Below are 20177 nucleotides of genomic sequence, written 5' to 3' on the forward strand. Positions count from 1 at the left end.
CGTTGACGAAGGACCCTGTGGTATGGCGACGGTCGAAAAGCTGCCGATGCTGGCGGAAGGCTATGCGAAGCTCAACGCCGAGCTGAAGCGCCTGAAAGCTGAGCGCCCGCAGATCGTGGATGCGATCGAGGAGGCGCGCGCGCATGGCGACCTTTCGGAAAACGCCGAATATCATGCGGCCAAGGAGCGCCAGGGCCAGATCGAGGCGAGCATCGCCGACATCGAGGACAAGCTGAGCCGCGCCCAGATCATCGATCCGACCGAGCTTTCGGGCGACAAGATCGTGTTCGGCGCCACGGTGACGCTGCTCGACGAGGACGACAAGCCGGTCCGCTACCAGATCGTCGGCCAGGCCGAGGCGGACGCCAAGACCGGGCGGATCAGCTATAATTCGCCGCTGGGCCGCGCGCTGATCGGCCGCAAGGTCGATGACGAGATCGAGGTCAGCGTGCCCGCGGGCGACCGCTATTATCTCGTGTCGGGCATCGAGTTCATCTGACGGCATAGCAAGCCATGGACAACGGAAACGTCTTGCGCTGGCGCGACCCGCGGCAGCGCGGGAGCGGCCGGCGCCGCTTCACCGCCGCCGAGATACTGGCGGCGATGGTCGGCGCGGCGGGGCTGGCGCTGATCGTGACCGGCTATCAGCGCGAGGCGCTGTTCGGACTGTCCTTCATTCCTGCGCGGGCGATGGGTGCGGAACTGCCGCCGGAGATCGCCTCGCTGCCCGTGTGGCTCACGCCCCCGGGTTCCACGCTCGGCTATTTCGGCGTGCTCGACCTGATCTTCACCTGCGTCGTGCTGTTCTTCATCGGCAAGAAGGTGGAGGAGGTGATCGGCGGGCCGGCGATGCTGCTGCTGTACGCGCTGGGCACCTATGCCGCGGCGGGCGCCTATTGGATCGAAGCGCCGATGTCGCCGATGCCGATGGCGGGCAGCTTCGCGACCACCGGATCGCTGCTCGGCGCCGCCGCGATGCTGTACCGCCGCGCGTCGGGATCGAACCGCCCGGGATCGCTGATCGTCCACGGGCTGTGGCTCACCGTCGTCTGGGCGGTGATCTGCGTCGGCCTGTCGGTGCTGCCGGCGGGGCAGGGGCTGATGCCCGGCTGGAGCGCCGGGATCGGCAGCTTCGTGCTGGGCGTCGCGCTCGCCCGCCCGCTGCTGCTCTGGCACTATCGCCGGAAATAGAAGCCGGTCTTCAGGAACGCCGGCGCGGGCGCCGGGGGTTCAGGCCTCGGGCGCGTCCGGCTGGAGCAGGCGGTGGAGGTGGACCACCACATAGCGCATCTCGGCATCGTCCACGGTCCGCTGGGCGGCGGCGCGCCAGGCCTTCTCGGCCGCGGCATAGTCCGGGAAGATGCCGACGACGTCGAGCTTCGAGGGGTCCACAAAATCCAGGCCCTGCGGATCCTTTACACGTCCGCCGAAAACGAGATGCAGCTTGCTCATGCGATGAGACATAGCGGATGCCCTGCGCTTCTCAAGGGGCGCGCAGGGCGAATGGCGGGATAATCCGCACGCGGCGCGGCATCCCGCGGGCCTTTGGGCTGTCCGCCTTCGACGAAGGCGGCGCCGGCCGGTATCGCGTGAGGGGGCCTGCGGGGCCGCTCAGTCGGCCTTGGCCGAGGCGCCCTTCGCGGCTTCGAGCACGCTGTCGATCAGTTTGGTCACGCGGTCGCGCGTGGCGTCGCGATCGGGCAGCAGCGCTTCGACCTCGGCCTTGCCGACCTCCTTGGCGCGCTTGGCGGCCGCGGTCGCGGTGCCGGCGATCTTCTTGCCCACGGGCTTCAGCACCTCGCGCTCCTTGCGCGCGCGGGGCAGTAGCACGCCGATCAGGACGCCCAGCGCCACGCCGCCCGCGACCAGCGCCAGCGGATTCTCGCCCAGGGCCTCTGCCGTCGACCGGCGGCTTTCGTTCGCGTTGCTCATCTGCTCCGTCCTTTCCGCGCGCGGGGGGCGCGCTTCGTCTTCGAATCCAAACCATCGGCGGGGGCGGGGGTTGCATCGCCATCGCCCTTGCCGCGCACGATATCGGCGATCCAGCCGCGCGCCATCGCCAGCCCGATCGCGCCGGAGAAGGCGGCGATCCACCACGGGCGGGCGCGCACCGCGCTGGCGCCTCGCCTGGCTGCCGAGGCGAAGCCCTGCGCCGCGCCCTCCACCGCATCCTGCGCCAGATTGGCGGGGCGGAAGCGTTCCTGCACCTCGCCCAGCGTCGCCATCAGCCGGGTCCGGGCGGCCTCGCTGCGTTCCCGCGCCTGCGCGCGGGCCTCTGCCGGGTTGGTCATCTGGTCAGCCCCAGCAGCCGCTTGATGTGCCGCCAGGCGATCGCGCCCAGCACCCAGGCTACGCCGCCGGACACGCCGACCACGATCAGCGTCGCGAAGCCCGGCCCGACCAGCGGCGCCAGCGTGAGCACCAGCCCCATCACCAGCGCCACCGATGCGCCGATCATCAGCCCGGTAGCGGCGGCGCCCAGCCACAGGCTGGTGCGAGCCTCTTCGATCTTCTCCGCAGCGAGCAGGCGGAGATATTCCAGCTCCGCCTCGCCCGCGCCGCGCGCGTCTTCCACGAGCCGCCCGAGCAGCTCGCCCATGCTTTCCTGTCCGGGCTCGCCTTCCGCCATCCCCCCGTGCCGTTCCCGTCAGCCGTTGGCGGGTTCGTCGGGGTCGCCCAGATCGGCTGCGGCGTCGATTCCCGACTTGATCAGCCGGGCGAGGACGAAGCCGACCGCAGCCGCCGTGCCGATCGCGATCACCGGGCTCTTCTTCACGAAGTCCGACACATCGTCGATCAGCTCCTCCACCGGCTTGCCGCGCAGCGTGTCGGCAAAGCCGGAGATGCCCTGGGCGGCGGAGCGGGCGTATTTGCCATATTCCGGGCCGATCCGGTCGTCGACGTCGTCGGCGGCGCCCTTCATCAGCTTGGCGACCTCGTCGAGCGCGCTGGAGGCCTTGCCCATGCCGTCCTCGGCATAGGCGCGGGCCTTTTCCTTCGCCTGGGAGCCCAGCTTGCCTGCCTCGTCACGGATGGTGTCGGCGGCCGATCGCTTGGCGCCGCCGGTCGTGCCGGCCTCTTCCGCGGGCGCGTCGATTACCGGCGCGCCGCCTTCCGTTTCGGGCGATTTCCTTCGAGCCATGGCTAGTCCCTTCCGGTGTTACGCACGTTCAACCACGCTGCGGTGCCGCAAGTTCCCTTCGCACCGCGTTGCCGGGCCGCGTTTGAGCGGTTAGAGGCTCGCCCGCGTCCCAGGCAATTCGCCTTCCTACGTAGGGAGACCCATTCGTGACCGCAATCATCGACCTCCACGCACGCCAGATTCTCGACAGCCGCGGCAATCCCACGGTGGAGGTCGACATATTGCTGGAAGACGGCAGCTTCGGCCGCGCCGCGGTGCCCTCCGGCGCCTCGACCGGCGCGCATGAAGCCGTCGAGAAGCGCGACGGCGACAAGTCGCGCTATCTGGGCAAGGGCGTGCTCGAAGCGGTGGACGCCGTGAACGGCGAGATCGCCGAGGCGCTGCTGGGCCTCGACGCCGAGGACCAGGAGGACCTGGACCGGATGATGATCGATCTGGACGGCACCCCGAACAAGGGCCGTCTGGGCGCCAACGCGATCCTGGGCGTCAGCCTGGCTGCCGCCAAGGCCGCGGCCGACGCGCGCGGGCTGCCGCTCTACCGCTATGTCGGCGGTGTCGCGGCGCATGTGCTGCCGGTGCCGATGATGAACATCATCAACGGCGGCGAGCATGCCGACAACCCGATCGACTTCCAGGAATTCATGATCATGCCGGTCGGCGCCGACAGCCTGGCCGAGGCGGTGCGCTGCGGCGCCGAGATCTTCCACACGCTGAAGAAGGGCCTGCACGACAAGGGCCTGGCCACCGCGGTGGGCGACGAGGGCGGATTCGCCCCCAACATCGCCTCCACGCGCGAGGCGCTCGACTTCATCATGACCAGCATCGAGAAGGCGGGCTACAAGCCGGGTGACGACGTGATGCTGGCGCTCGATTGTGCCGCCACCGAGTTCTTCAAGGACGGCAAGTACGAGATTTCGGGCGAGGGGCTGTCGCTCTCGCCGGTCCAGATGGCGGATTATCTGGCCGATCTGTGCGGCGCCTATCCGATCCTTTCGATCGAGGACGGCATGAGCGAGGACGATTTCGAGGGCTGGAAGGCGCTGACCGACAAGGTGGGCGGCAAGGTCCAGCTTGTCGGCGACGACCTGTTCGTCACCAATCCGAAGCGCCTGGCGATGGGCATCGAGAAGGGCCTGGCCAATTCGCTGCTGGTGAAGGTCAATCAGATCGGCACGCTGAGCGAGACGCTGGCGGCGGTGAACCTGGCGCATCGTTCGGCCTATACGGCGGTGATGAGCCATCGTTCGGGCGAGACCGAGGACGCGACCATCGCCGACCTGGCGGTCGCCACCAACTGCGGCCAGATCAAGACCGGCAGCCTCGCGCGGTCGGACCGGCTCGCCAAGTACAACCAGCTTATCCGCATCGAGGAAGAACTGGGCGATACCGCGGTCTACGCGGGCCGTTCGATCCTGCGCGGCTGACCGTTCGCCACCGTCCCGCCGCCGCCCGGAACGCGCCGGGGCGGCGGCGGGATGCGGCGGGCCGTGCGCGGCGTTAACTACGAGTTCAGTAACACTACGGCTTGATTAACCAGCACAATTAAGCAAGAATCGCTTCCATGGCGCGTAGTTCAACCGTTCGGACGATCTTCAGCAGCGCGGGCATCCCCGCGCTGGCCGTCACCGTGATCGGCTTCTTCGGCTATATCGCGGTGCTGGGTCCCAACGGCGTGCTCGCCTATCAGGACGTCCGTCAGCAGGTGGCCGAGAAATCGGCGAGGTTCAACGACCTCGACAAGCGCCGGGCGGAGATCCGCAACCGCGTCGATCTGCTTGATCAGAAGCGCGGCGCCGATCCCGATCTGGTCGAGGAACTGGCGCGCAAGCGGCTGAACGTCGCGCATCCGGAAGACCTGATCGTCCTCGACGAGGCGAAGTAACCGCACCCGTTCGCGCCCAAAGCGCGCGATTTTCCGCGATAGGATGCCTGTGCCACGGCGTTTTTGGCCGGGTTGACGTTGCGTCGGGGCCGCGAAGCCGCTTATAGGCCAGCTTCCTGCTCTCCCCGGGAGGACTGTCGCACGTGGCCAAAACGCCCGCCAAGAAAACCCCCGCCGTTCCCGCCGTACCCAATCGCGAACGGCCGGACGAACCAAATAGGTACAATGCATCGAAGGAAGAGCTGATCGAGCTCTATCGCCAGATGCTGCTGATCCGCCGTTTCGAGGAGAAGGCGGGCCAGCTCTATGGCCTCGGCTTCATCGGCGGCTTCTGCCACCTCTACATCGGGCAGGAGGCGGTCGCGGTCGGCCTGCAGTCCGCGCTGGATGGCGAGAAGGACAGCGTCATCACCGGCTATCGCGATCATGGCCACATGCTTGCCTATGGCATCGATCCCAAGGTGATCATGGCGGAGCTGACCGGCCGCGCCGCGGGCATCTCGCGCGGCAAGGGCGGGTCGATGCACATGTTCTCGACCGAGCGTAAGTTCTACGGCGGCCACGGCATCGTCGGCGCCCAGGTGAGCCTGGGCACGGGCCTGGCCTTCGCGCACAAGTACAACGAGGACGGCGGCGTCTGCATGGCCTATTTCGGCGACGGCGCCGCGAACCAGGGCCAGGTGTACGAAAGCTTCAACATGGCAGAGCTGTGGAAGCTGCCGATCGTCTATGTGATCGAGAACAACCAGTACGCCATGGGCACCTCGATCCATCGCGCATCGGCAGAGGACCAGCTTTACCGCCGCGGTGAGAGCTTCCGCATCCCCGGCATCCAGGTGGACGGCATGGACGTGCTGGCCTGCCGCGGCGCGGCCGAGGAAGCGCTCGCCTGGGTCCGCGCGGGCAAGGGGCCGATCATCCTGGAGATGAAGACCTATCGCTACCGCGGCCATTCGATGTCCGATCCCGCCAAGTATCGCAGCCGTGAGGAGGTCCAGTCGGTCCGCGAGAAATCCGATCCGATCGAGCATGCGAAGCGGGACCTGGACGCGCTCAACGTGAAGGAAGAGGAGCTGAAGGCGATCGAGGCGGAGATCCGCAAGATCGTGAGCGAGGCCGCCGACTTCGCCGAGACCGCGCCCGAGCCCGATCCTGCCGAGCTGTATACCGACGTGCTGGTGGAGGCGTATTGAGATGGCGATCGAACTGAAGATGCCGGCGCTGTCGCCCACCATGGAAGAGGGCACGCTGGCCAAGTGGCTCGTCAAGGAAGGCGACACGGTGAAGTCCGGCGACATCCTGGCCGAGATCGAGACCGACAAGGCGACGATGGAGTTCGAGGCGGTGGACGAAGGCACGATCGCCTCGATCCTGATCCCCGAGGGCACCGACAATGTGAAGGTTGGCACCGTGATCGCGATGATCGCGGGCGAGGGCGAGAGCGCCGATGCGGTGGCCGCGCCCCGGCATGAGCCCGAGGTGGCGGCGCGCGCCGAAGCCGCGCCGGCTCCCGCGCCGGTTGCGGCTCCAGCGAAGCCGGCGCCGGCCCCCGCCGCCGCGCCCGAATCCGAGGTCCCGGCCGGCACCGCGATGGTGAAGCTCACCGTCCGCGAGGCGCTGCGCGACGCGATGGCGGAGGAAATGCGCGCCGATCCGCGCGTGTTCGTGATGGGCGAGGAAGTCGCCGAATATCAGGGCGCCTACAAGGTCACCCAGGGGCTGCTGGAGGAGTTCGGCGCCAAGCGGGTGATCGACACCCCGATCACCGAATATGGCTTCGCGGGCGTGGGCACGGGCGCGGCGATGGGCGGGCTGAAACCCATCATCGAGTTCATGACCTTCAACTTCGCGATGCAGGCGATCGATCACATCATCAATTCGGCCGCGAAGACCAACTATATGTCCGGCGGCCAGATGCGCTGCCCGATCGTGTTCCGCGGCCCCAATGGCGCGGCCAGCCGCGTCGGCGCGCAGCACAGCCAGAATTATGCGCCCTGGTATGCCGCGATCCCCGGCCTGATCGTGATCGCGCCCTATGATTCGGCCGACGCCAAGGGGCTGCTGAAGGCGGCGATCCGCAGCGAGGATCCGGTGGTCTTTCTGGAAAACGAGCTGGTCTACGGCCGCAGCTTCGATGTGCCGGCGGCCGACGATTGGGTGCTGCCGATCGGGAAGGCCCGCGTGATGCGCCCGGGCAAGGACGTGACGCTGGTCAGCTATTCGATAGGCGTCGGCATCGCGCTGGAAGCGGCCGAGGCGCTGGCGGGCGAGGGCATCGACGCCGAGGTGATCGACCTGCGCACGCTGCGCCCGCTCGACAAGGCGGCGGTGCTGGAAAGCCTGAAGAAGACCAACCGCATCGTGGTGGTGGAGGAAGGCTTCCCGGTCTGCTCGATCGCGTCGGAGATCGCGGCGATCGTGATGGAAGAGGGCTTCGACGATCTCGACGCGCCCGTCCTGCGCGTCACCAACGAGGATGTGCCGCTGCCCTACGCCGCCAATCTGGAGAAGCTCGCGCTGGTCAACGCCGCGCGCGTGATCGAGGCGGTGAAGAAGGTCACCTACCGGGTCTGATCCCGCGCCGGAATGCGCCGGGCGGCCTCAGCAGGTCGCCCGGGTCGCGTTCTCGGCGTTGTAGATCTGGGTCAGGTCGCGCGCGTCGCGCACCATCATCGACGCGACCTCGACGATCTCGGTGGTGGGCGCGAGCGAGGTCTTCACCAGCGGCTGATATTCGTAATACACCTCGACGAACATCGTCGCGCCATTGTCCGGCGCCACAGCCTGGCGCCCGCTGGGCCCCATGCCGGTCATGTTCGTCCCGCTCGATTGCCCGACGGTGCCATAGGTGGAGCCGTGCGTGGTCTTGCTGCCGCGGCAACGCTGCCACGTGATCTTGTAAGTGCTGTTGGTGTTCGGATTTGCCGTCGGCTCCAGGCTCGACAGGATCACCCGCCCGTTGGCGTAGAGCTCCAACTCGCCCGCCTGCAATCCGGCACCGGTCAGCAAGTCGTTGATGTCGGCCTCGCTGATCGTCTTGGCCATGAGCTGGCCGCCCGATCCCATCCGCGCGGCGTTGTCGGCCAGGTGCAGCGCGAGCTGGCTGATCCGCATCCGCGTGGTGATATAGTTCGTCAGCTCCGCGCCGGTCAGGCTCATCACCAGCAGGATCGGCAGCGAGAGCGCGAATTCCAGCAGCGCCGCGCCGCGGGTATCGCGCCCCAGCCGTCCGGTGCCGCGCAGGAGGAGGGCGATCCGCTTCACTGGCAGTTCCTCACCGCCGGGGTCGCCTGATCGCCATAGGGCTGGTTGCGCAGCACCGTGGTCGCGGTGACCGTGGTGCTGTTCGATCCGCCCAGGAAGCCATAGACCGGGAAGAAGCGCGGATAGCTTACCGAAACCGTGTAGAGCACCGCATCGCGCGCGTTGCCCTGGCCGGTGTTGCCGCTGTTGTCCCACCGGCTGTTGTTGTTGGTGTCCTCATAAGGCTCGCCGTTGTTGCAGCGCCCGTTGCGATCGGTGTCGGTGAACGGCTCATATTGCTGGACGGCGGCGGCGGCATAGTTGCGGTAGTATTTGCGGCTGATCGTGGTGGTGGCGTTGTTGGCGATGGCCGAAACCTGGTCGCGCACGCGGTTGTCCAGCGTGGTCTGGGTGTCCGATTCCAGCCCGCTCTCCAGAGTCGCGTCGCGCGCGGTCTTCTGGACGATGCCCTGCAGCACCGATCGCATGTACAGCGTGTGCGCCACGTCGAACGCGGCGACCAGCAGGAAACTCATCACGGGCGCCACGATCGCGAATTCCACGATCGTGGCGCCACGCTGCTCGCGTGCGATCCGGCGAAGCGTCGCCGCCGTACTCCGCAGAGGCGGCGGCCTGCGCCGATGGGAGACAGGCCGGATCATCGCGTGAGCCTTAGCTGCGATATCTGCGATGCGATCGAGCTGAAGGTCTGCTGGAGCTGCGCCGAGTTGCGCGCGGCGAAATAGCGGCCGTCGCTGGCGCAGGTCCGCAGCATGTCCTCGATCGTCGTGTTGGAGGCGCCGAACCAGATCACCCACAGCGTGATGTTCTTGTTCTTCACCGCGGAGCAGATCGCCTGGGTACGCAGGTTGACCTGCTGGGTCAGTGTGCCCGTGGTAAGGCATCCGTCGGTGGGCGCCGTGTTTTCGGCCGTCTGGCGCCGGTCGAACCAGGGGATGCCATAGGCGGTATAGTTGAGTACGCCCGTGCAGGCTTCACCATCGGTCATGAAGATCATGTGCCGCGCGATGTCGCCGCCGGTGGGCGTGGTCGCGTTCTCCGACGCGAAGATGCCGTCCGGCGACATGAAGCGCGCGCCCCAGATCAGGCCGATGTCGTGATAAGTGTTGCCGGTCGGGCTCAGGCTGTCGACATAGGATTCGAAGCTGCTGGCGCCGCTCCAGCTCTGCAGCTTGCGCGCCTCGCGGGGGCAGTAATAGGACGACGCATTGGCATATTCGTCGGTCGTGTTCATGTCGCTGCGGTCGTTGGTGCCGCTGTAGCCCCAATAGCTGGACGTGAGCCGCGGCGTGTAGATGATGCCGGGCAGGGCAGGCCCCCACAGCGTGTCGGGAGAGCTCTGGTTCGGAATCTCGTCAATGTTCAGGTCGTGCGCGCCGGACGGGATCGGGTCGTAGCTGGTGGCCCGCACGGTGGTGCGCTCCTCGATGCAGCCGTCCCAGGAGATCGTCTTGTTCGCGCCGTTGGTGCCCACGTTGGACTGGAACGAGCTGTTCCAGGCGGTGCCGTTTTTCAGGCCGCTGATATCCTTCGCCAGCCGGTAGTAGCGGTAGCCGTCGAACACCTGGCTCGTCGTGTCGGTGCCGGTCGAGGTCTGGCTGTAATAGCGGTAATAATATCCGTCCGCCGTTCGGTAATAGAATCGGCAGCGCCCGTCGCTGGAGCGATAGTCGCGGAACGAATATTCGTACCAATAGGCATATTGGCGCGTGTTCCAGGTCGTCGTCCTGGGATTGGTCCCGGTGGTCGTCTCGTCGCGGCGGCCGGATTCGTTGCCGGAGTAATAGCGCAGCTCGTTGCCCGGAACCTTCGACTGGCAGTCGGACTGGCTGGTCGCGGTCGTGTTGTTCGATGCGTTCTGCCAGCTTCCCGAATTGCTGCGGCTCCAGCTATCGCTGGTCTGGGTGACGTCGCCATCGGCCCAGGTGGTGGTGGTGACCGTGCGGTAGCGCGGCTCGCGCGACTGATAGGTCCAAGTGTTCGCGAAATAGCTGGTCGGCAGCAGCTTGCCCACGTTGACGTTGGTCGAATAGGGCATGAAGCCGAAGCGGATCTGGACCGAACTGGAAACGCCCGTTCCGCTCGGCGTGGTCGAGCAGGACGCCGTGGTGTCGAGGTTGGCCACAACCTCGAAGAAGCACTTCACCGATTTCTTCAGGCTGGTGATCTTGTCGTCGGTATCGCTGGAAACGGCCTTGTCGTCCATCGATCCGGTGACGTCGAGCACGAACATCACGTCGGTGTTCGGCAGCCGCATTTCGGCATCGCAGGTCACGCTCAGCGTCTCTGTGGTGCGGCCGAAGATGCGCATCAGCGTCATCGGCACCACGGCCGATGCCGTTCCGGTAACCTTGCCGCCGCTTTCCGAATAGGATTTGGTCAGCGATGTCGCGCCATAGGGCGATGCCTGGATATTCGCGTCGAAGAAGCGTTCGGCCTGGGTGCGCGGCGCATAGCTGCTCTGGCTCCAGACGCCGCCGCCCATCGCCTTGCGCCCCGCGAGCGCGCCGGCGTCGCAAGCATGTTGCAGCCGCGTCTTGACGATGTACATGCGGCTGAGGTCGACGCCGCCGCCGACCATGCCGGCAAGCGGGACGAGGGCGGCTGCCATGATCGTAATGGTGTTGCCGCGCGTATCGCGCGCAAGCCTGCTTAGAAAGGCGCGCGTGCTCCTCCAGCCCTGGCCCTCCGTGGACATGCTTGTAATCCCACCACCCCTATCAAGGCAGACAATGCTGCAAGTTGCGCTAACCCCACCTAAAGGCCCCCGGTTAACGGACCGCTTATGCTTTCGGGGCGGGCGATGAGCGGCGCCGGGGCGGCATCGCCGGAACAGGAGAATCCGGAGCGGGCGCTGGCGCTGGTCTATGCTCCGGCGGCGGCGCGCGCGGGATTTGCCGCGCTGCTGGCGCTGGACGACGCGCTGGCCCGGCTGGTGCGCACCACCAGCGAACCGGCGCTGGGGCAGATACGGCTGGCGTGGTGGCGCGACTCGCTCGCCCGGCTCGATGCGGGGACTGCACCCGCCGAGCCGGTGCTGCAGGCGCTCGCGGGCGCGGCGCTTCCCCGCGGCGTGACTGGTGCCGCGCTGGGGCGGATCGTCGATGGCTGGGAGGTGCTGATCGCCACCGAGACCCTCGATGAGGCCGCGCTGGGCAACTATGCGCGCGGGCGCGGCGGGGCGCTGTTCACCGCGGCGGCCGCGCTGACCGGGGCCGATGCGCCTGGGCAGGTCGCGGCGGCGGGCGAAGGATGGGCGCTGTCCGATCTTGCCCGCAACCTGAGCGATCTGAACGCCGCCAGCCGGGCGCGGGAGATAGCGGCGGAACGGCTGGGCCGGGCGCTGGGGCAGGGGCCGCGCTGGGCGCGCGCACACCGGGCGCTGGGCGCGATGGCGATCGCCGCGCGGATGGATCTGGACGTGCCCGCCGCCGAGGCGATCCCGCACGGCGCCCCGCGGCGCGTGTGGCGGATGCTGCGGCATCGTCTCACTGGCCGCTAGCCGGTCTCTGCGGTAGGACCGCCTGGGCTGACGCGAAGGGGAGACTCAGGCGATGTGGCGCTATCTGGCGGGGGCGGTTGGGGCATTGCTGCTCGCCGGGGCCGGCGTTTTCCTGTTCCGCGGAACGGCGGCGCCCGAGGCCAAGGCCCCGCCGCAGCCGCTGGCGGCCGTTCAGGAACCGCTGCCCGAGGAGGCGCCCAGCGCCCCCGAGCGGAGCCGCGAGCAGAAGCGCTTCGATCGCGTGGACCGCGACAAGGACGGCACCATCACCCGCGAGGAATTTCTGGCGCTGCGGCGCAGGGCCTATGCGAAGCTGGACACCAACGGCGACGGCAAGCTGAGCTTCGACGAATGGGCCATTCGGACCACCAAGCGCTTTGCCGGGGCCGACAAGGACCGTTCGAGCACGCTGACCCGCGCCGAGTTCGCGACCACCGCGGTACGCCGCAAGCCCGCCGCGCCCAAATGCGCCTGCGCCCCGGCCAAGGCAGGTCCCGCCGCCAAGGCGCCACCGCCCGCTGCCGCTGCCGAGGAGGAGGGCGAGGGGGAAGAGTAAGCCGCGCTCAGCCCGCCTGCCACGCCCCGAAGGCTTCGCGGGCGCGGGAGGTGTAGAGGAGCTTGCGATCGGCCTTCTTCGTCCGGCCGGTGATCGGGGGGAACAGGCCGAAGTTGACGTTCATCGGCTGATAGGTCTCGGCCTCCGCCGCGCCGGTGATGTGCGTCAGCAGCGCGCCCAGCGCGGTTTCCACCGGCGGTGCGGCCATCGCGGTTCCCGCAAGCTCCGCGGCGGCGAATCGCCCGGCAAGCAGGCCGATGGCCGCGCTCTCCACATAGCCCTCGCACCCCGTGATCTGCCCTGCGAAGCGGATGTGCGGGGCGCTGCGCAGCCGCAGTGTCGGGTCGAGCAGTTCGGGCGACTTGATGAAGGTGTTGCGATGCAGCCCGCCCAGCCGGGCGAACTCGGCATTCTCCAGCCCCGGGATGGTGCGGAAGATGCGGACCTGCTCGGCATGCTTCAGCTTGGTCTGGAAGCCGACCATGTTCCACAGCGTGCCCGAGGCATTGTCCTGGCGGAGCTGGACCACCGCATAGGGCCAGCGCCCGGTGCGCGGATCATCGAGGCCGACGCCCTTCATCGGGCCGTAGCGCAGCGTGTCCACCCCGCGCTCCGCCATCACCTCGATGGGCATGCAGCCTTCGAAATAGGGCACATTCTCCCATTCGCGAAAGGCGCTCTTCTCGCCGTCGAGCAGCGCCTGGTGAAAGGCCAGATACTGGTCCTTGCTCATCGGGCAGTTGATGTAATCCTTGCCGCTGCCCTTGTTCCAGCGCGACTGGAACCATGCGGTATCCATGCCGATCGTGTCGAAATGGACGATCGGGGCGATCGCGTCGAAAAAGGCGAGCTGGTCCTTGCCCGTGGCGGCGCCGATGCTCCCGGCCAGCGCCTCGGCGGTCAGCGGGCCGGTGGCGACGATGGTCATGCCCGTATCGGGCAGCCGGTCGATCCGCTCGCGGATGATGGTGATGTTGGGATGCTGCGTCAGCGCGGCGGTTACGCCGTCGGCGAAGCCATCGCGGTCCACTGCCAGCGCGGAGCCGGCGGGCACCTTGTGCGCGTCGCCCTGCGCCATGATCAACGAGCCGAGGTCGCGCATCTCGCGATGGAGCAGGCCCACCGCATTGCGATCGGCATCGTCCGAACGGAAGCTGTTGGAACAGACCAGCTCGGCCAGCCGGTCGCTCTGGTGCGCGGGCGTCATCGCGCCGCTGCCGCGCATCTCCGAAATCCGAACCTTCCAGCCCGCCTGGGCGAGCTGCCACGCGGCCTCCGATCCGGCCAGGCCGCCGCCGATGATATGAATGTCATGGGTCACGCCGCGGGCGATAGCGCAGCGCGCCGCGTGCGGCTATGGGCAGACGATGCGAACAAAGCCCATCGATCTGATCTTCCTTGCCGCCATCGCGATGGCGGTGGTGTTCTTCATCTCCGCGCGGAGCGGCGCGCCGCACGACGCGATGCTGGTGACGCAGAAGGGTGCCTGCGTCGGCCTGCTCGCCATATGGGCGTTGCTCAGGGCGCCGCGAACGCTGAGCGGGCGACTGATCGTGCTGGTGCTGGCGCTGGGCGCGGCGGGGGACATCCTGCTGGAGACGCACGGGCTGACCACGGGCGCGCTGGCGTTCCTGGGCGGGCATATCGCGGCGGTGGTGCTTTATCTGCGCAACCGGGGCGGCGGCGAGCTGATCGTGGCGGGCCTGGTGGCGCTGGGCGTGGCGGTGGTCGCCTGGCTGGCGCCCTATGACCGCAGCGCCGCGCCGGGGATCGCGCTCTATGCCGCCGGGCTGGGCGCGATGGCGGGAACGGCGCTGATCAGCCGCTTCCCGCGCATGCTGGTGGGGCTGGGCGCGTTGCTGTTCGTGCTTTCGGACCTGCTGATCTTCTGGCGGATGGGTTGGTTGATGAAGTCGCCGGTGCCGGGGATGCTGATCTGGCCGACCTATGCCGGGGGCCAGGCGCTGATCGCCTGGGGCGTGGTCACCACGCTGGTCCGCGAGCGCGAGGGCTGAGCGGGTCTTGTTTTCACGCGAAGGCGCGATGGTGGCTGGACTTGCGCGAAACGCCCGTATCGGCATCGGCCGCCAAGCAAGCTTGAGCGCCGGATAGAGGCCTGCCGCTGCTACAGAGCCCCTTCGCGGGCGATAGATATCCCGCCCCGGATCAGGGGCTCGGCAGCGTCACGCTGCCGTCCGTCTCGCGCGTGAGCGGGGCGCGGGCGATCACCGCGGACAGCGGCAGGCGGCCATAGATGTGCGGGAACAGCGCCCCGCCGCGCGAGGGCTCCCACACCACCGTATCCCCCAGCGCGGCCAGGTCTACGGCGGCCACCCACACGCCCTCCTGTCCGGCGAAATAGCGGTCCACCGTCCCGGTGAGCTGCGCGGCGGTGGAGAGGTGGATGTAACCGTCGGCGATATCCACCGGGGCGCCCGTGAACGCATCCTGCTCCAGCGAGGCCATCTGATCGGCGGTCAGCACCTTATAGGCGATGGGATCGGGCATCGGGGGTTCCTGGTTGAATTTGGTTTCACGCGAAGGTGCGTGAGAAAATCTCAGCCCTCCGCGTTCTCCGCGCCCGAAGCTTCGCCTTCCCCGGATTCCTCGTCCTCGTTCTCGGCGATGAGCGCGGCGGAGACGACATGTTCGTTGTCGGCCACGTCGAACAGGCGCACGCCCGCCGATCCGCGGCCGATCACGCGCGTATCGCTCACGTTCATCCGGATCAGCTTGGCCTGATCGGTGACCAGCATGAGCTGTTCGCCGTCATGCGCGGGGAAACTGGCGACCACGGGGCCGTTTCGCTTCAGGTTGTCGATGTTGGTGATGCCCTGTCCGCCGCGCCCGGTGCGGCGGTATTCGAACGCCGACGATCGCTTGCCATAGCCGTTCGCGCAGACGGTGAGGACGAATTCCTCCGCCGCCACGAACTGCTGCATCCGCTCCGCGTCCAGCGTCACCTCGCGCTCGCCCTCCTTCCAGGGGGCGGCCTTCAGATAGGCGTCGCGTTCCTCAGTGCTCGCGTCGAACCCGCGCAGGACCGAGAGCGAGATCACCTCGTCGCCCTGGCCGAGCGAGATGCCGCGCACGCCCGTGGAGGCGCGGCTCTGGAACTCGCGCACATCGGTGGAGGCGAATCGGATCGCCTTGCCCTGGCGTGTGGCGAGCAGGACATCGTCCTCCTCGTTCAGCAGCGCGACGCCGATCAGCCGGTCGTCGGCATCCTCGCCCTCGAACTTCATCGCGATCTTGCCGTTGCTGGGCACGTTGGTGAACGCATCCATCGAGTTGCGGCGCACCGATCCCTTGGCGGTGGCGAACATGACGTGGAGCGCGCCCCAATCGTCCTCATTCTCCGGCAGCGGCAGCACGGTGGAGATCGTCTCGCCCGCAGCCAGCGGCAGCAGGTTGATCATCGGCCGCCCGCGCGTGGCCGGCCCGCCTTCGGGCAGGCGCCACACCTTCATGCGATAGACCTTGCCGGCGTTGGAGAAGAACAGCACCGGCGTGTGCGTGGAGGTGACGAACAGGTTGGTGATGACGTCCTCGTCCTTCGTCGCCATGCCGGCGCGGCCCTTGCCGCCGCGGCGCTGGGCGCGGAAGGTGTCGAGCGGGGTGCGCTTGATGTACCCCTCCATCGTCACGGTGACGACCATCTCCTCGCGCTCGATCAGGTCCTCGTCCTCGATACCGTCGGCGGCGGCGGCAATCTCGGTGCGGCGCGGGGTGGCGAACTGCTCGCGCACGGCCTTCAGCTCGCCGGTGAGCACTTCGTACAGGCGCACGCGATCGGCGAGGATTTCCAGCAGCTCGGTGATCGATTCGGCCAGTTTGGCCAGTTCGTCGCCGATCTCGTCGCGGCCCAGCGCGGTCAGGCGGTGGAGCCGCAGGTCCAGGATCGCCTTCACCTGGGCTTCGGACAGGCGATAGCTGTCGCCCTCGATTTCGGTCTCAACAGCCTCGACCAGGCGGATATAGGGTGCGATCTCCGCCACGGGCCATTCGCGCGCCAGCAGCGCATCGCGCGCCGCGCCCGGATTGGGCGATCCGCGGATGATCCGCACCACCTCGTCCAGATTGGTGACCGCGATGACCAGGCCCAGCAACAGGTGCGCCCGCTCGCGCGCCTTGGCCAGCTCGAACTTGGTGCGCCGCGTGATCACGTCCTCGCGGAACTTGACGAACGCCTCGATGATGTCGCGCAGGCGCAACTGCTCGGGGCGCCCGCCGCGGATCGCGAGCATGTTGGCGGGGAAGCTGCCCTGCGCGGGCGTGTGCCGCCAAAGCTGGTTGAGCACGACTTCGGGGGTCGCGTCGCGCTTCAGGTCGATGACGATGCGGACGCCTTCGCGGTTCGATTCGTCGCGGATGTCGCTCACGCCCTCGACGCGCTTGTCTTTCGCGGCCTCGGCGATCTTCTCCACCAGCGCGTTCTTGCCCTGCTGGTAGGGGATTTCGGTGAGTACGATCGAACGCCGCTCGCCGCGCTGCTCGAACATGTGGCGGCTGCGCACGATGATCGATCCGCGGCCCTCCTCATAGGCCTTGCGGCAGCCGGAACGGCCCAGGATCAGCGCGCCGGTGGGGAAATCCGGCCCCGGCACGATCTCCATCAACTCCTCGGTGGAGATCAGCGGGTTCGTGATCCAGGCCAGGCAGGCATCGATCACCTCGCCCAGGTTGTGCGGCGGGATGTTGGTCGCCATGCCGACGGCGATGCCGCCCGTGCCGTTGACCAGCAGGTTCGGGAAGCGCGCGGGCAGGACCGACGGCTCCTGGCGCGAGGCGTCGTAGTTCGGCTGGAAATCGACCGTGTCCTTGTCGAGATCCTCCAGCAGGAAATTCGCCGATCGGGCCAGGCGCGACTCGGTGTAGCGCATCGCGGCGGGCGGATCGGGGTCCATCGATCCGAAATTGCCCTGGCCGTCGATCAGCGGCAGCCGCATCGACCAGGGCTGAACCATCCGCGCAAGCGCGTCGTAGATCGCGCTGTCGCCATGCGGATGGTATTTACCCATCACGTCGCCGACGATGTTCGCCGATTTGCGGAACGGCCGCCCGGCGACATAGCCGCCCTCTTGCGCGGCGAAGAGGATGCGGCGGTGGACGGGCTTCAGGCCGTCGCGAACGTCGGGCAGCGCGCGCGCCACGATCACGCTCATCGCGTAATCGAGGTACGAGGTCTTCATCTCGTCTACGATTGAGACGGGCGAAATGTCGGAGGGGTCCGCGAGGACGGTCTCGTCGGTCAAGGGTGCTGGTTTCCGGTAAGATGTTTCAAGTCGATGACCGCCCTAGCGGGTGGCGGGCGGCCTGCCAAGCCTCGCGCGCGTGCGTGCGTGCATGCGTACGTGCGCGCACGCGGGGACGCCGCGATGGCCTGCGCGGAAAGGGGCGGGCGGGGAAACGGGCGCCTCAGGCGGCGGTGCGGCAGGCGATCGCGATGCGGTAATAGTTGGCGATATTCTGCGATGCCTGGATGCGGCGGTTTACCGCCTTGTCATAGCCGTCGCCTTCCAGCGCCGCGTTGGTCGAGCGTTCGTAGAAGATGCGCGCGGCAAAGCGTGTCCGCTCGCGGCTGACCCATTCGAGCGATTCGGGGATGTTCTTCGCCGCGATCCGCTCCAGCGCGCCGTCGATGAAGACCAGCGCGCTGCTGCAGGTCATGTTCCGCTCACGCGGGTCGACGGGCAGCACGGCGGGCGTGGTGCGCCGCGCGACGGGGAAGCGCCGGTCACAGGCCGCTGCGATCTCCGCCGTCTTCGCCGATGCGAGCGGCGGGCGCTCCATCCTGCCGAGCGTGCCGAACAGGCGCGAGTTGAAGGCGGCGCTGGAAGGATCGATCCGTGTCGCCGTGATCGCGTAGAAGAAGCGCACTGCCTCCGCCTCCAGCCGCGTCTCGACCGATCCCTCCTTCTTGGACTCCGTCGCGAACACGGCGGGGCCGCAGGCGAGCGCCGCGCGCGCCGGATCGGGATCGTCCGCGCTGGCGGGCGCGGAAGGCGGCAGCGGTACCTGCACCATGACCGGCGGCCCGCTCGGGCGCGGCGCGGAGGGCGGGAGGGGCGCGGGCCGGGGCACGATCACAGACGGAGGCGCCGGCACGGGGCTGGAGACGACGGATGGCGGCGCGGGTGCCGGCGTGGGCGGCATCGGGATGGGCGGAGGAGCGACCAGCGGCGGTGGCTTGCGCCCCTTCTTCGGAGCCCGCGCCTCTTTCGCGACCGGCTCGCGCGGGGCATGGGATTCGGGCTCGCCGACCGTCTGCGCCGCGGCGGCGAATGGGGTCTGGGCGGCAAGCGCCAGGAGGGGCAGGGCGTATCGCATCGCTGCGCGGCATCCTATGCAAGCGCGCCGCGCCGGGAAACAGCTTTTCGCGAACGGGCGGGCGCGGCCCGTGCCGATATTCAATCGCCGTTCACTGTGCACAACGCATCGCGATGAGACACATGCGCGCGCTTGAACGGCGCGTGCGTGGCAATTACTAGCGGGCGCGTCCCCAAGAACCGCCGCTGGCCGGCACGAGGAGTGTTCCAGGTTATGAAGAAACTCATGATGGTCGCTTTGGCTTCCGCCATTTCGATCGGCGTCGTCATGCCCGCCTCGGCGCAGAAGGAGGATAAGAAGGCCAAGGAAAAGGCGCCGAAGGAAACGCCGCTCCAGGTAGGCGACAAGTTCCGCAAGGTGGCCGGTGATGCCGACAAGGCGATCACCGACAAGAAGTACGACGTCGCCGCCGCCAAGATCGGCGAGGCCGAGGCGCTGATCAAGAACGACGACGAGAAATACTATTGGGCCGACATGCTTCTCCGCCTGTCGCTCGGCAACAACGACAACGTGGCCCAGATGCGCGCGATCGACGTGCTGGTGGCGAGCCCGCGCACCCCGCCGGAGCGCGCGCGCGTGCTCAGCGCGCACCGTGCGATGGGCGCGGCGAACGACGCCTATAACGCCAAGAAATACGCTGAGGCGATCCCGCTGCTGCTGAAGGCGCGCGAGCTGGGCCGTACCGATATCGACATTTCGGTGATGCTGGCGAACTCCTATTCGAACACCGGCAAGAATTCCGAAGCTGTGGTGGAGCTGGAAAAGGCGATCGCAGACAGCAAGGCCGCCGGCCAGAAGGCTCCGGAGAGCTGGTACAAGTTCGCGATCACCCGCGTGAACGCCGCTGGCGATCCCTCGGCCACCGCCGGCTGGCTGCTGCGCTACCTGACGGACTATCCCACAGTCGCCAACTGGCGCTGGGGCACCGTGGTCTATCGCGACGCGGTGAAGCGCAACGGATCGTTCGACAATCTGTCGCGGCTGGGCCTGTTCCGCCTGATGCGCACCACCGGCGCGCTGGCCGATCAGCAGGATTATTTCGACTATGTGAAAGCCGCGCTGGAACTCGGCCTGCCGTTCGAAGCGCAGGCGGTGATCAAGGAAGGCGAGACCAGCGGCAAGATCCCGAGCGATGCGTCGGCCTTCGTCCAGCTCAAGGCGACCGCGGCGTCCGGCGTGCGCGCCGAATCGCCGATCGAGGAGCTGGTGAAGGGTGCGCAGGCGGCGAAGAACGGTAAGGAAGCCGCGTCGGCCGGCGACGTGCTGATCGGCCTGGGCAACTATGCCCGTGCGGTCGAGCTGTACGATCTCGCGCTGTCGAAGGGCGGCGTGGCGACGGAGACGGTGACCTTCAACCGCGCCGTCGCGCTGATGCTGGCGGGCCGCAAGGCCGATGCCCGCCCGGGCTTCGCCGCGGTTTCCACCAAGCCGCTGGCCGATGTCGCGCGCTATTGGCTGACCTATATCGATCTGCCCGCCGCGCTCGCCCAGTGAGCGCGGC

The 20177-nt window shown here is 67.8% G+C and carries 23 protein-coding genes; 11 read left to right on the plus strand and 12 right to left on the minus strand.

Translation table 11 applies throughout. From position 1 onward, the window contains the following. The first annotated feature begins 22 nt into the window (after window positions 1-22). Window positions 23-499: a transcription elongation factor GreA gene (gene greA / locus OM513_RS12415; protein WP_264944664.1), complete on the plus strand. Its 477-nt coding sequence runs from the start codon at window positions 23-25 to the stop codon at window positions 497-499. A 32-nt stretch (window positions 500-531) separates the two neighbouring features. Continuing rightward, on the plus strand, window positions 532-1191 hold the full coding sequence (locus OM513_RS12420; protein WP_264944665.1) for a rhomboid family intramembrane serine protease: 660 nt from the start codon (window positions 532-534) through the stop codon (window positions 1189-1191). Window positions 1192-1230: 39 nt separating this feature from the next. Here the strand turns inward: OM513_RS12420 and OM513_RS12425 are convergent, their stop codons facing one another. From OM513_RS12425 to OM513_RS12445, 5 genes are all read right to left on the minus strand, one after another. Continuing rightward, window positions 1231-1452, minus strand: a complete 222-nt coding sequence (locus tag OM513_RS12425) for a DUF4170 domain-containing protein (RefSeq protein WP_264944666.1) — start codon at window positions 1450-1452, stop codon at window positions 1231-1233. A 159-nt stretch (window positions 1453-1611) separates the two neighbouring features. After that, window positions 1612-1932: a hypothetical protein gene (locus OM513_RS12430; RefSeq protein WP_264944667.1), complete on the minus strand. Its 321-nt coding sequence runs from the start codon at window positions 1930-1932 to the stop codon at window positions 1612-1614. Beyond that, on the minus strand, window positions 1929-2291 hold the full coding sequence (locus tag OM513_RS12435) for a hypothetical protein (protein WP_264944668.1): 363 nt from the start codon (window positions 2289-2291) through the stop codon (window positions 1929-1931). Before OM513_RS12435 ends, OM513_RS12430 begins: the two co-directional genes overlap by 4 nt. Then, complete coding sequence (locus OM513_RS12440) at window positions 2288-2629, minus strand: phage holin family protein (protein WP_264944669.1); 342 nt, start codon at window positions 2627-2629, stop codon at window positions 2288-2290. Before OM513_RS12440 ends, OM513_RS12435 begins: the two co-directional genes overlap by 4 nt. A gap of 18 nt (window positions 2630-2647) precedes the next feature. Then, complete coding sequence (locus OM513_RS12445; RefSeq protein WP_264944671.1) at window positions 2648-3142, minus strand: hypothetical protein; 495 nt, start codon at window positions 3140-3142, stop codon at window positions 2648-2650. A gap of 146 nt (window positions 3143-3288) precedes the next feature. On the opposite strand from OM513_RS12445, the gene eno reads away from it, so the two are divergent. The 4 genes from eno (at window position 3289) to OM513_RS12465 (ending at window position 7598) form a co-directional block, all read left to right on the plus strand. Then, the gene (gene eno / locus OM513_RS12450; RefSeq protein WP_264944672.1) at window positions 3289-4566 is read left to right on the plus strand and encodes a phosphopyruvate hydratase; all 1278 of its coding nucleotides are present in this window, start codon (window positions 3289-3291) and stop codon (window positions 4564-4566) included. A 137-nt stretch (window positions 4567-4703) separates the two neighbouring features. Further along, window positions 4704-5024 (plus strand): FtsB family cell division protein, encoded by a 321-nt coding sequence (locus OM513_RS12455; protein WP_264944673.1) that lies wholly within the window; start codon window positions 4704-4706, stop codon window positions 5022-5024. Window positions 5025-5167: 143 nt separating this feature from the next. Then, window positions 5168-6217, plus strand: coding sequence for a pyruvate dehydrogenase (acetyl-transferring) E1 component subunit alpha (pdhA, locus tag OM513_RS12460; protein ID WP_264944674.1), 1050 nt, complete (start codon window positions 5168-5170; stop codon window positions 6215-6217). Window position 6218: 1 nt separating this feature from the next. Next, entirely contained in the window at window positions 6219-7598 is a 1380-nt protein-coding gene (locus OM513_RS12465; RefSeq protein WP_264944675.1) for a pyruvate dehydrogenase complex E1 component subunit beta, read from the plus strand. A 27-nt stretch (window positions 7599-7625) separates the two neighbouring features. On the opposite strand, the gene OM513_RS12470 is transcribed toward OM513_RS12465, so the two are convergent. The 3 genes from OM513_RS12470 to OM513_RS12480 form a co-directional block, all read right to left on the minus strand. After that, window positions 7626-8288, minus strand: a complete 663-nt coding sequence (locus tag OM513_RS12470) for a TadE/TadG family type IV pilus assembly protein (protein WP_264944676.1) — start codon at window positions 8286-8288, stop codon at window positions 7626-7628. Then, a complete protein-coding gene (locus tag OM513_RS12475; protein ID WP_264944677.1) occupies window positions 8285-8830 on the minus strand; it encodes a TadE/TadG family type IV pilus assembly protein in 546 nt (181 codons plus the stop codon). The genes OM513_RS12470 and OM513_RS12475 overlap by 4 nt, the downstream gene beginning before the upstream one ends. A gap of 95 nt (window positions 8831-8925) precedes the next feature. After that, the gene (locus OM513_RS12480) at window positions 8926-10899 is read right to left on the minus strand and encodes a pilus assembly protein TadG-related protein (RefSeq protein WP_380916321.1); all 1974 of its coding nucleotides are present in this window, start codon (window positions 10897-10899) and stop codon (window positions 8926-8928) included. Between the two features lie 192 nt (window positions 10900-11091). Between OM513_RS12480 and OM513_RS12485 the strand changes: the two genes are divergently transcribed. Next, window positions 11092-11790: a squalene/phytoene synthase family protein gene (locus OM513_RS12485; protein WP_264944680.1), complete on the plus strand. Its 699-nt coding sequence runs from the start codon at window positions 11092-11094 to the stop codon at window positions 11788-11790. A gap of 52 nt (window positions 11791-11842) precedes the next feature. Then, the gene (locus OM513_RS12490) at window positions 11843-12346 is read left to right on the plus strand and encodes an EF-hand domain-containing protein (protein ID WP_264944682.1); all 504 of its coding nucleotides are present in this window, start codon (window positions 11843-11845) and stop codon (window positions 12344-12346) included. Window positions 12347-12353: 7 nt separating this feature from the next. On the opposite strand, the gene trmFO is transcribed toward OM513_RS12490, so the two are convergent. Beyond that, window positions 12354-13667 (minus strand): methylenetetrahydrofolate--tRNA-(uracil(54)-C(5))-methyltransferase (FADH(2)-oxidizing) TrmFO, encoded by a 1314-nt coding sequence (gene trmFO, locus OM513_RS12495; protein WP_264944683.1) that lies wholly within the window; start codon window positions 13665-13667, stop codon window positions 12354-12356. Between the two features lie 46 nt (window positions 13668-13713). On the opposite strand from trmFO, the gene OM513_RS12500 reads away from it, so the two are divergent. Continuing rightward, window positions 13714-14361 (plus strand): lysoplasmalogenase, encoded by a 648-nt coding sequence (locus OM513_RS12500; RefSeq protein WP_264944685.1) that lies wholly within the window; start codon window positions 13714-13716, stop codon window positions 14359-14361. Between the two features lie 151 nt (window positions 14362-14512). Here the strand turns inward: OM513_RS12500 and OM513_RS12505 are convergent, their stop codons facing one another. The 3 genes from OM513_RS12505 to OM513_RS12515 all read right to left on the minus strand — a co-directional run bounded on the left by OM513_RS12505 (window position 14513) and on the right by OM513_RS12515 (window position 18373). Then, entirely contained in the window at window positions 14513-14854 is a 342-nt protein-coding gene (locus OM513_RS12505) for a DUF952 domain-containing protein (RefSeq protein ID WP_264944686.1), read from the minus strand. 50 nt (window positions 14855-14904) lie between these two features. Further along, window positions 14905-17601 carry a DNA gyrase subunit A gene (gyrA, locus tag OM513_RS12510; protein WP_264944688.1) on the minus strand — a complete coding sequence of 899 codons (2697 nt, stop codon included), beginning with the start codon at window positions 17599-17601 and terminating at the stop codon, window positions 14905-14907. A 163-nt stretch (window positions 17602-17764) separates the two neighbouring features. After that, window positions 17765-18373, minus strand: coding sequence for a hypothetical protein (locus tag OM513_RS12515; RefSeq protein WP_264944689.1), 609 nt, complete (start codon window positions 18371-18373; stop codon window positions 17765-17767). Window positions 18374-18589: 216 nt separating this feature from the next. Here OM513_RS12515 and OM513_RS12520 point away from each other — a divergent pair, with 216 nt between their 5' ends. Beyond that, a complete protein-coding gene (locus OM513_RS12520; RefSeq protein WP_264944691.1) occupies window positions 18590-18793 on the plus strand; it encodes a hypothetical protein in 204 nt (67 codons plus the stop codon). A 96-nt stretch (window positions 18794-18889) separates the two neighbouring features. Further along, on the plus strand, window positions 18890-20170 hold the full coding sequence (locus OM513_RS12525; RefSeq protein ID WP_264944692.1) for a hypothetical protein: 1281 nt from the start codon (window positions 18890-18892) through the stop codon (window positions 20168-20170). Window positions 20171-20177 lie beyond the last annotated feature (7 nt).

The sequence above is a fragment of the Sphingomonas canadensis genome, from assembly GCF_026013525.1.
Lineage (GTDB): Bacteria > Pseudomonadota > Alphaproteobacteria > Sphingomonadales > Sphingomonadaceae > Sphingomonas > Sphingomonas canadensis.

Coding starts and splice junctions, on each gene's coding strand:
- greA (WP_264944664.1), top strand. CDS start 23: ATGGCGACGGTCGAAAAGCTGCCGATGCTGGCGGAAGGCTATGCGAAG.
- OM513_RS12425 (WP_264944666.1), bottom strand. CDS start 1,452: ATGAGCAAGCTGCATCTCGTTTTCGGCGGACGTGTAAAGGATCCGCAG.
- OM513_RS12430 (WP_264944667.1), bottom strand. CDS start 1,932: ATGAGCAACGCGAACGAAAGCCGCCGGTCGACGGCAGAGGCCCTGGGC.
- OM513_RS12435 (WP_264944668.1), bottom strand. CDS start 2,291: ATGACCAACCCGGCAGAGGCCCGCGCGCAGGCGCGGGAACGCAGCGAG.
- OM513_RS12440 (WP_264944669.1), bottom strand. CDS start 2,629: ATGGCGGAAGGCGAGCCCGGACAGGAAAGCATGGGCGAGCTGCTCGGG.
- OM513_RS12445 (WP_264944671.1), bottom strand. CDS start 3,142: ATGGCTCGAAGGAAATCGCCCGAAACGGAAGGCGGCGCGCCGGTAATC.
- OM513_RS12455 (WP_264944673.1), top strand. CDS start 4,704: ATGGCGCGTAGTTCAACCGTTCGGACGATCTTCAGCAGCGCGGGCATC.
- OM513_RS12465 (WP_264944675.1), top strand. CDS start 6,219: ATGGCGATCGAACTGAAGATGCCGGCGCTGTCGCCCACCATGGAAGAG.
- OM513_RS12480 (WP_380916321.1), bottom strand. CDS start 10,899: ATGGCAGCCGCCCTCGTCCCGCTTGCCGGCATGGTCGGCGGCGGCGTC.
- OM513_RS12485 (WP_264944680.1), top strand. CDS start 11,092: ATGAGCGGCGCCGGGGCGGCATCGCCGGAACAGGAGAATCCGGAGCGG.
- OM513_RS12490 (WP_264944682.1), top strand. CDS start 11,843: ATGTGGCGCTATCTGGCGGGGGCGGTTGGGGCATTGCTGCTCGCCGGG.
- OM513_RS12500 (WP_264944685.1), top strand. CDS start 13,714: ATGCGAACAAAGCCCATCGATCTGATCTTCCTTGCCGCCATCGCGATG.
- OM513_RS12505 (WP_264944686.1), bottom strand. CDS start 14,854: ATGCCCGATCCCATCGCCTATAAGGTGCTGACCGCCGATCAGATGGCC.
- OM513_RS12515 (WP_264944689.1), bottom strand. CDS start 18,373: ATGGTGCAGGTACCGCTGCCGCCTTCCGCGCCCGCCAGCGCGGACGAT.
- OM513_RS12520 (WP_264944691.1), top strand. CDS start 18,590: ATGGGATTCGGGCTCGCCGACCGTCTGCGCCGCGGCGGCGAATGGGGT.
- OM513_RS12525 (WP_264944692.1), top strand. CDS start 18,890: ATGAAGAAACTCATGATGGTCGCTTTGGCTTCCGCCATTTCGATCGGC.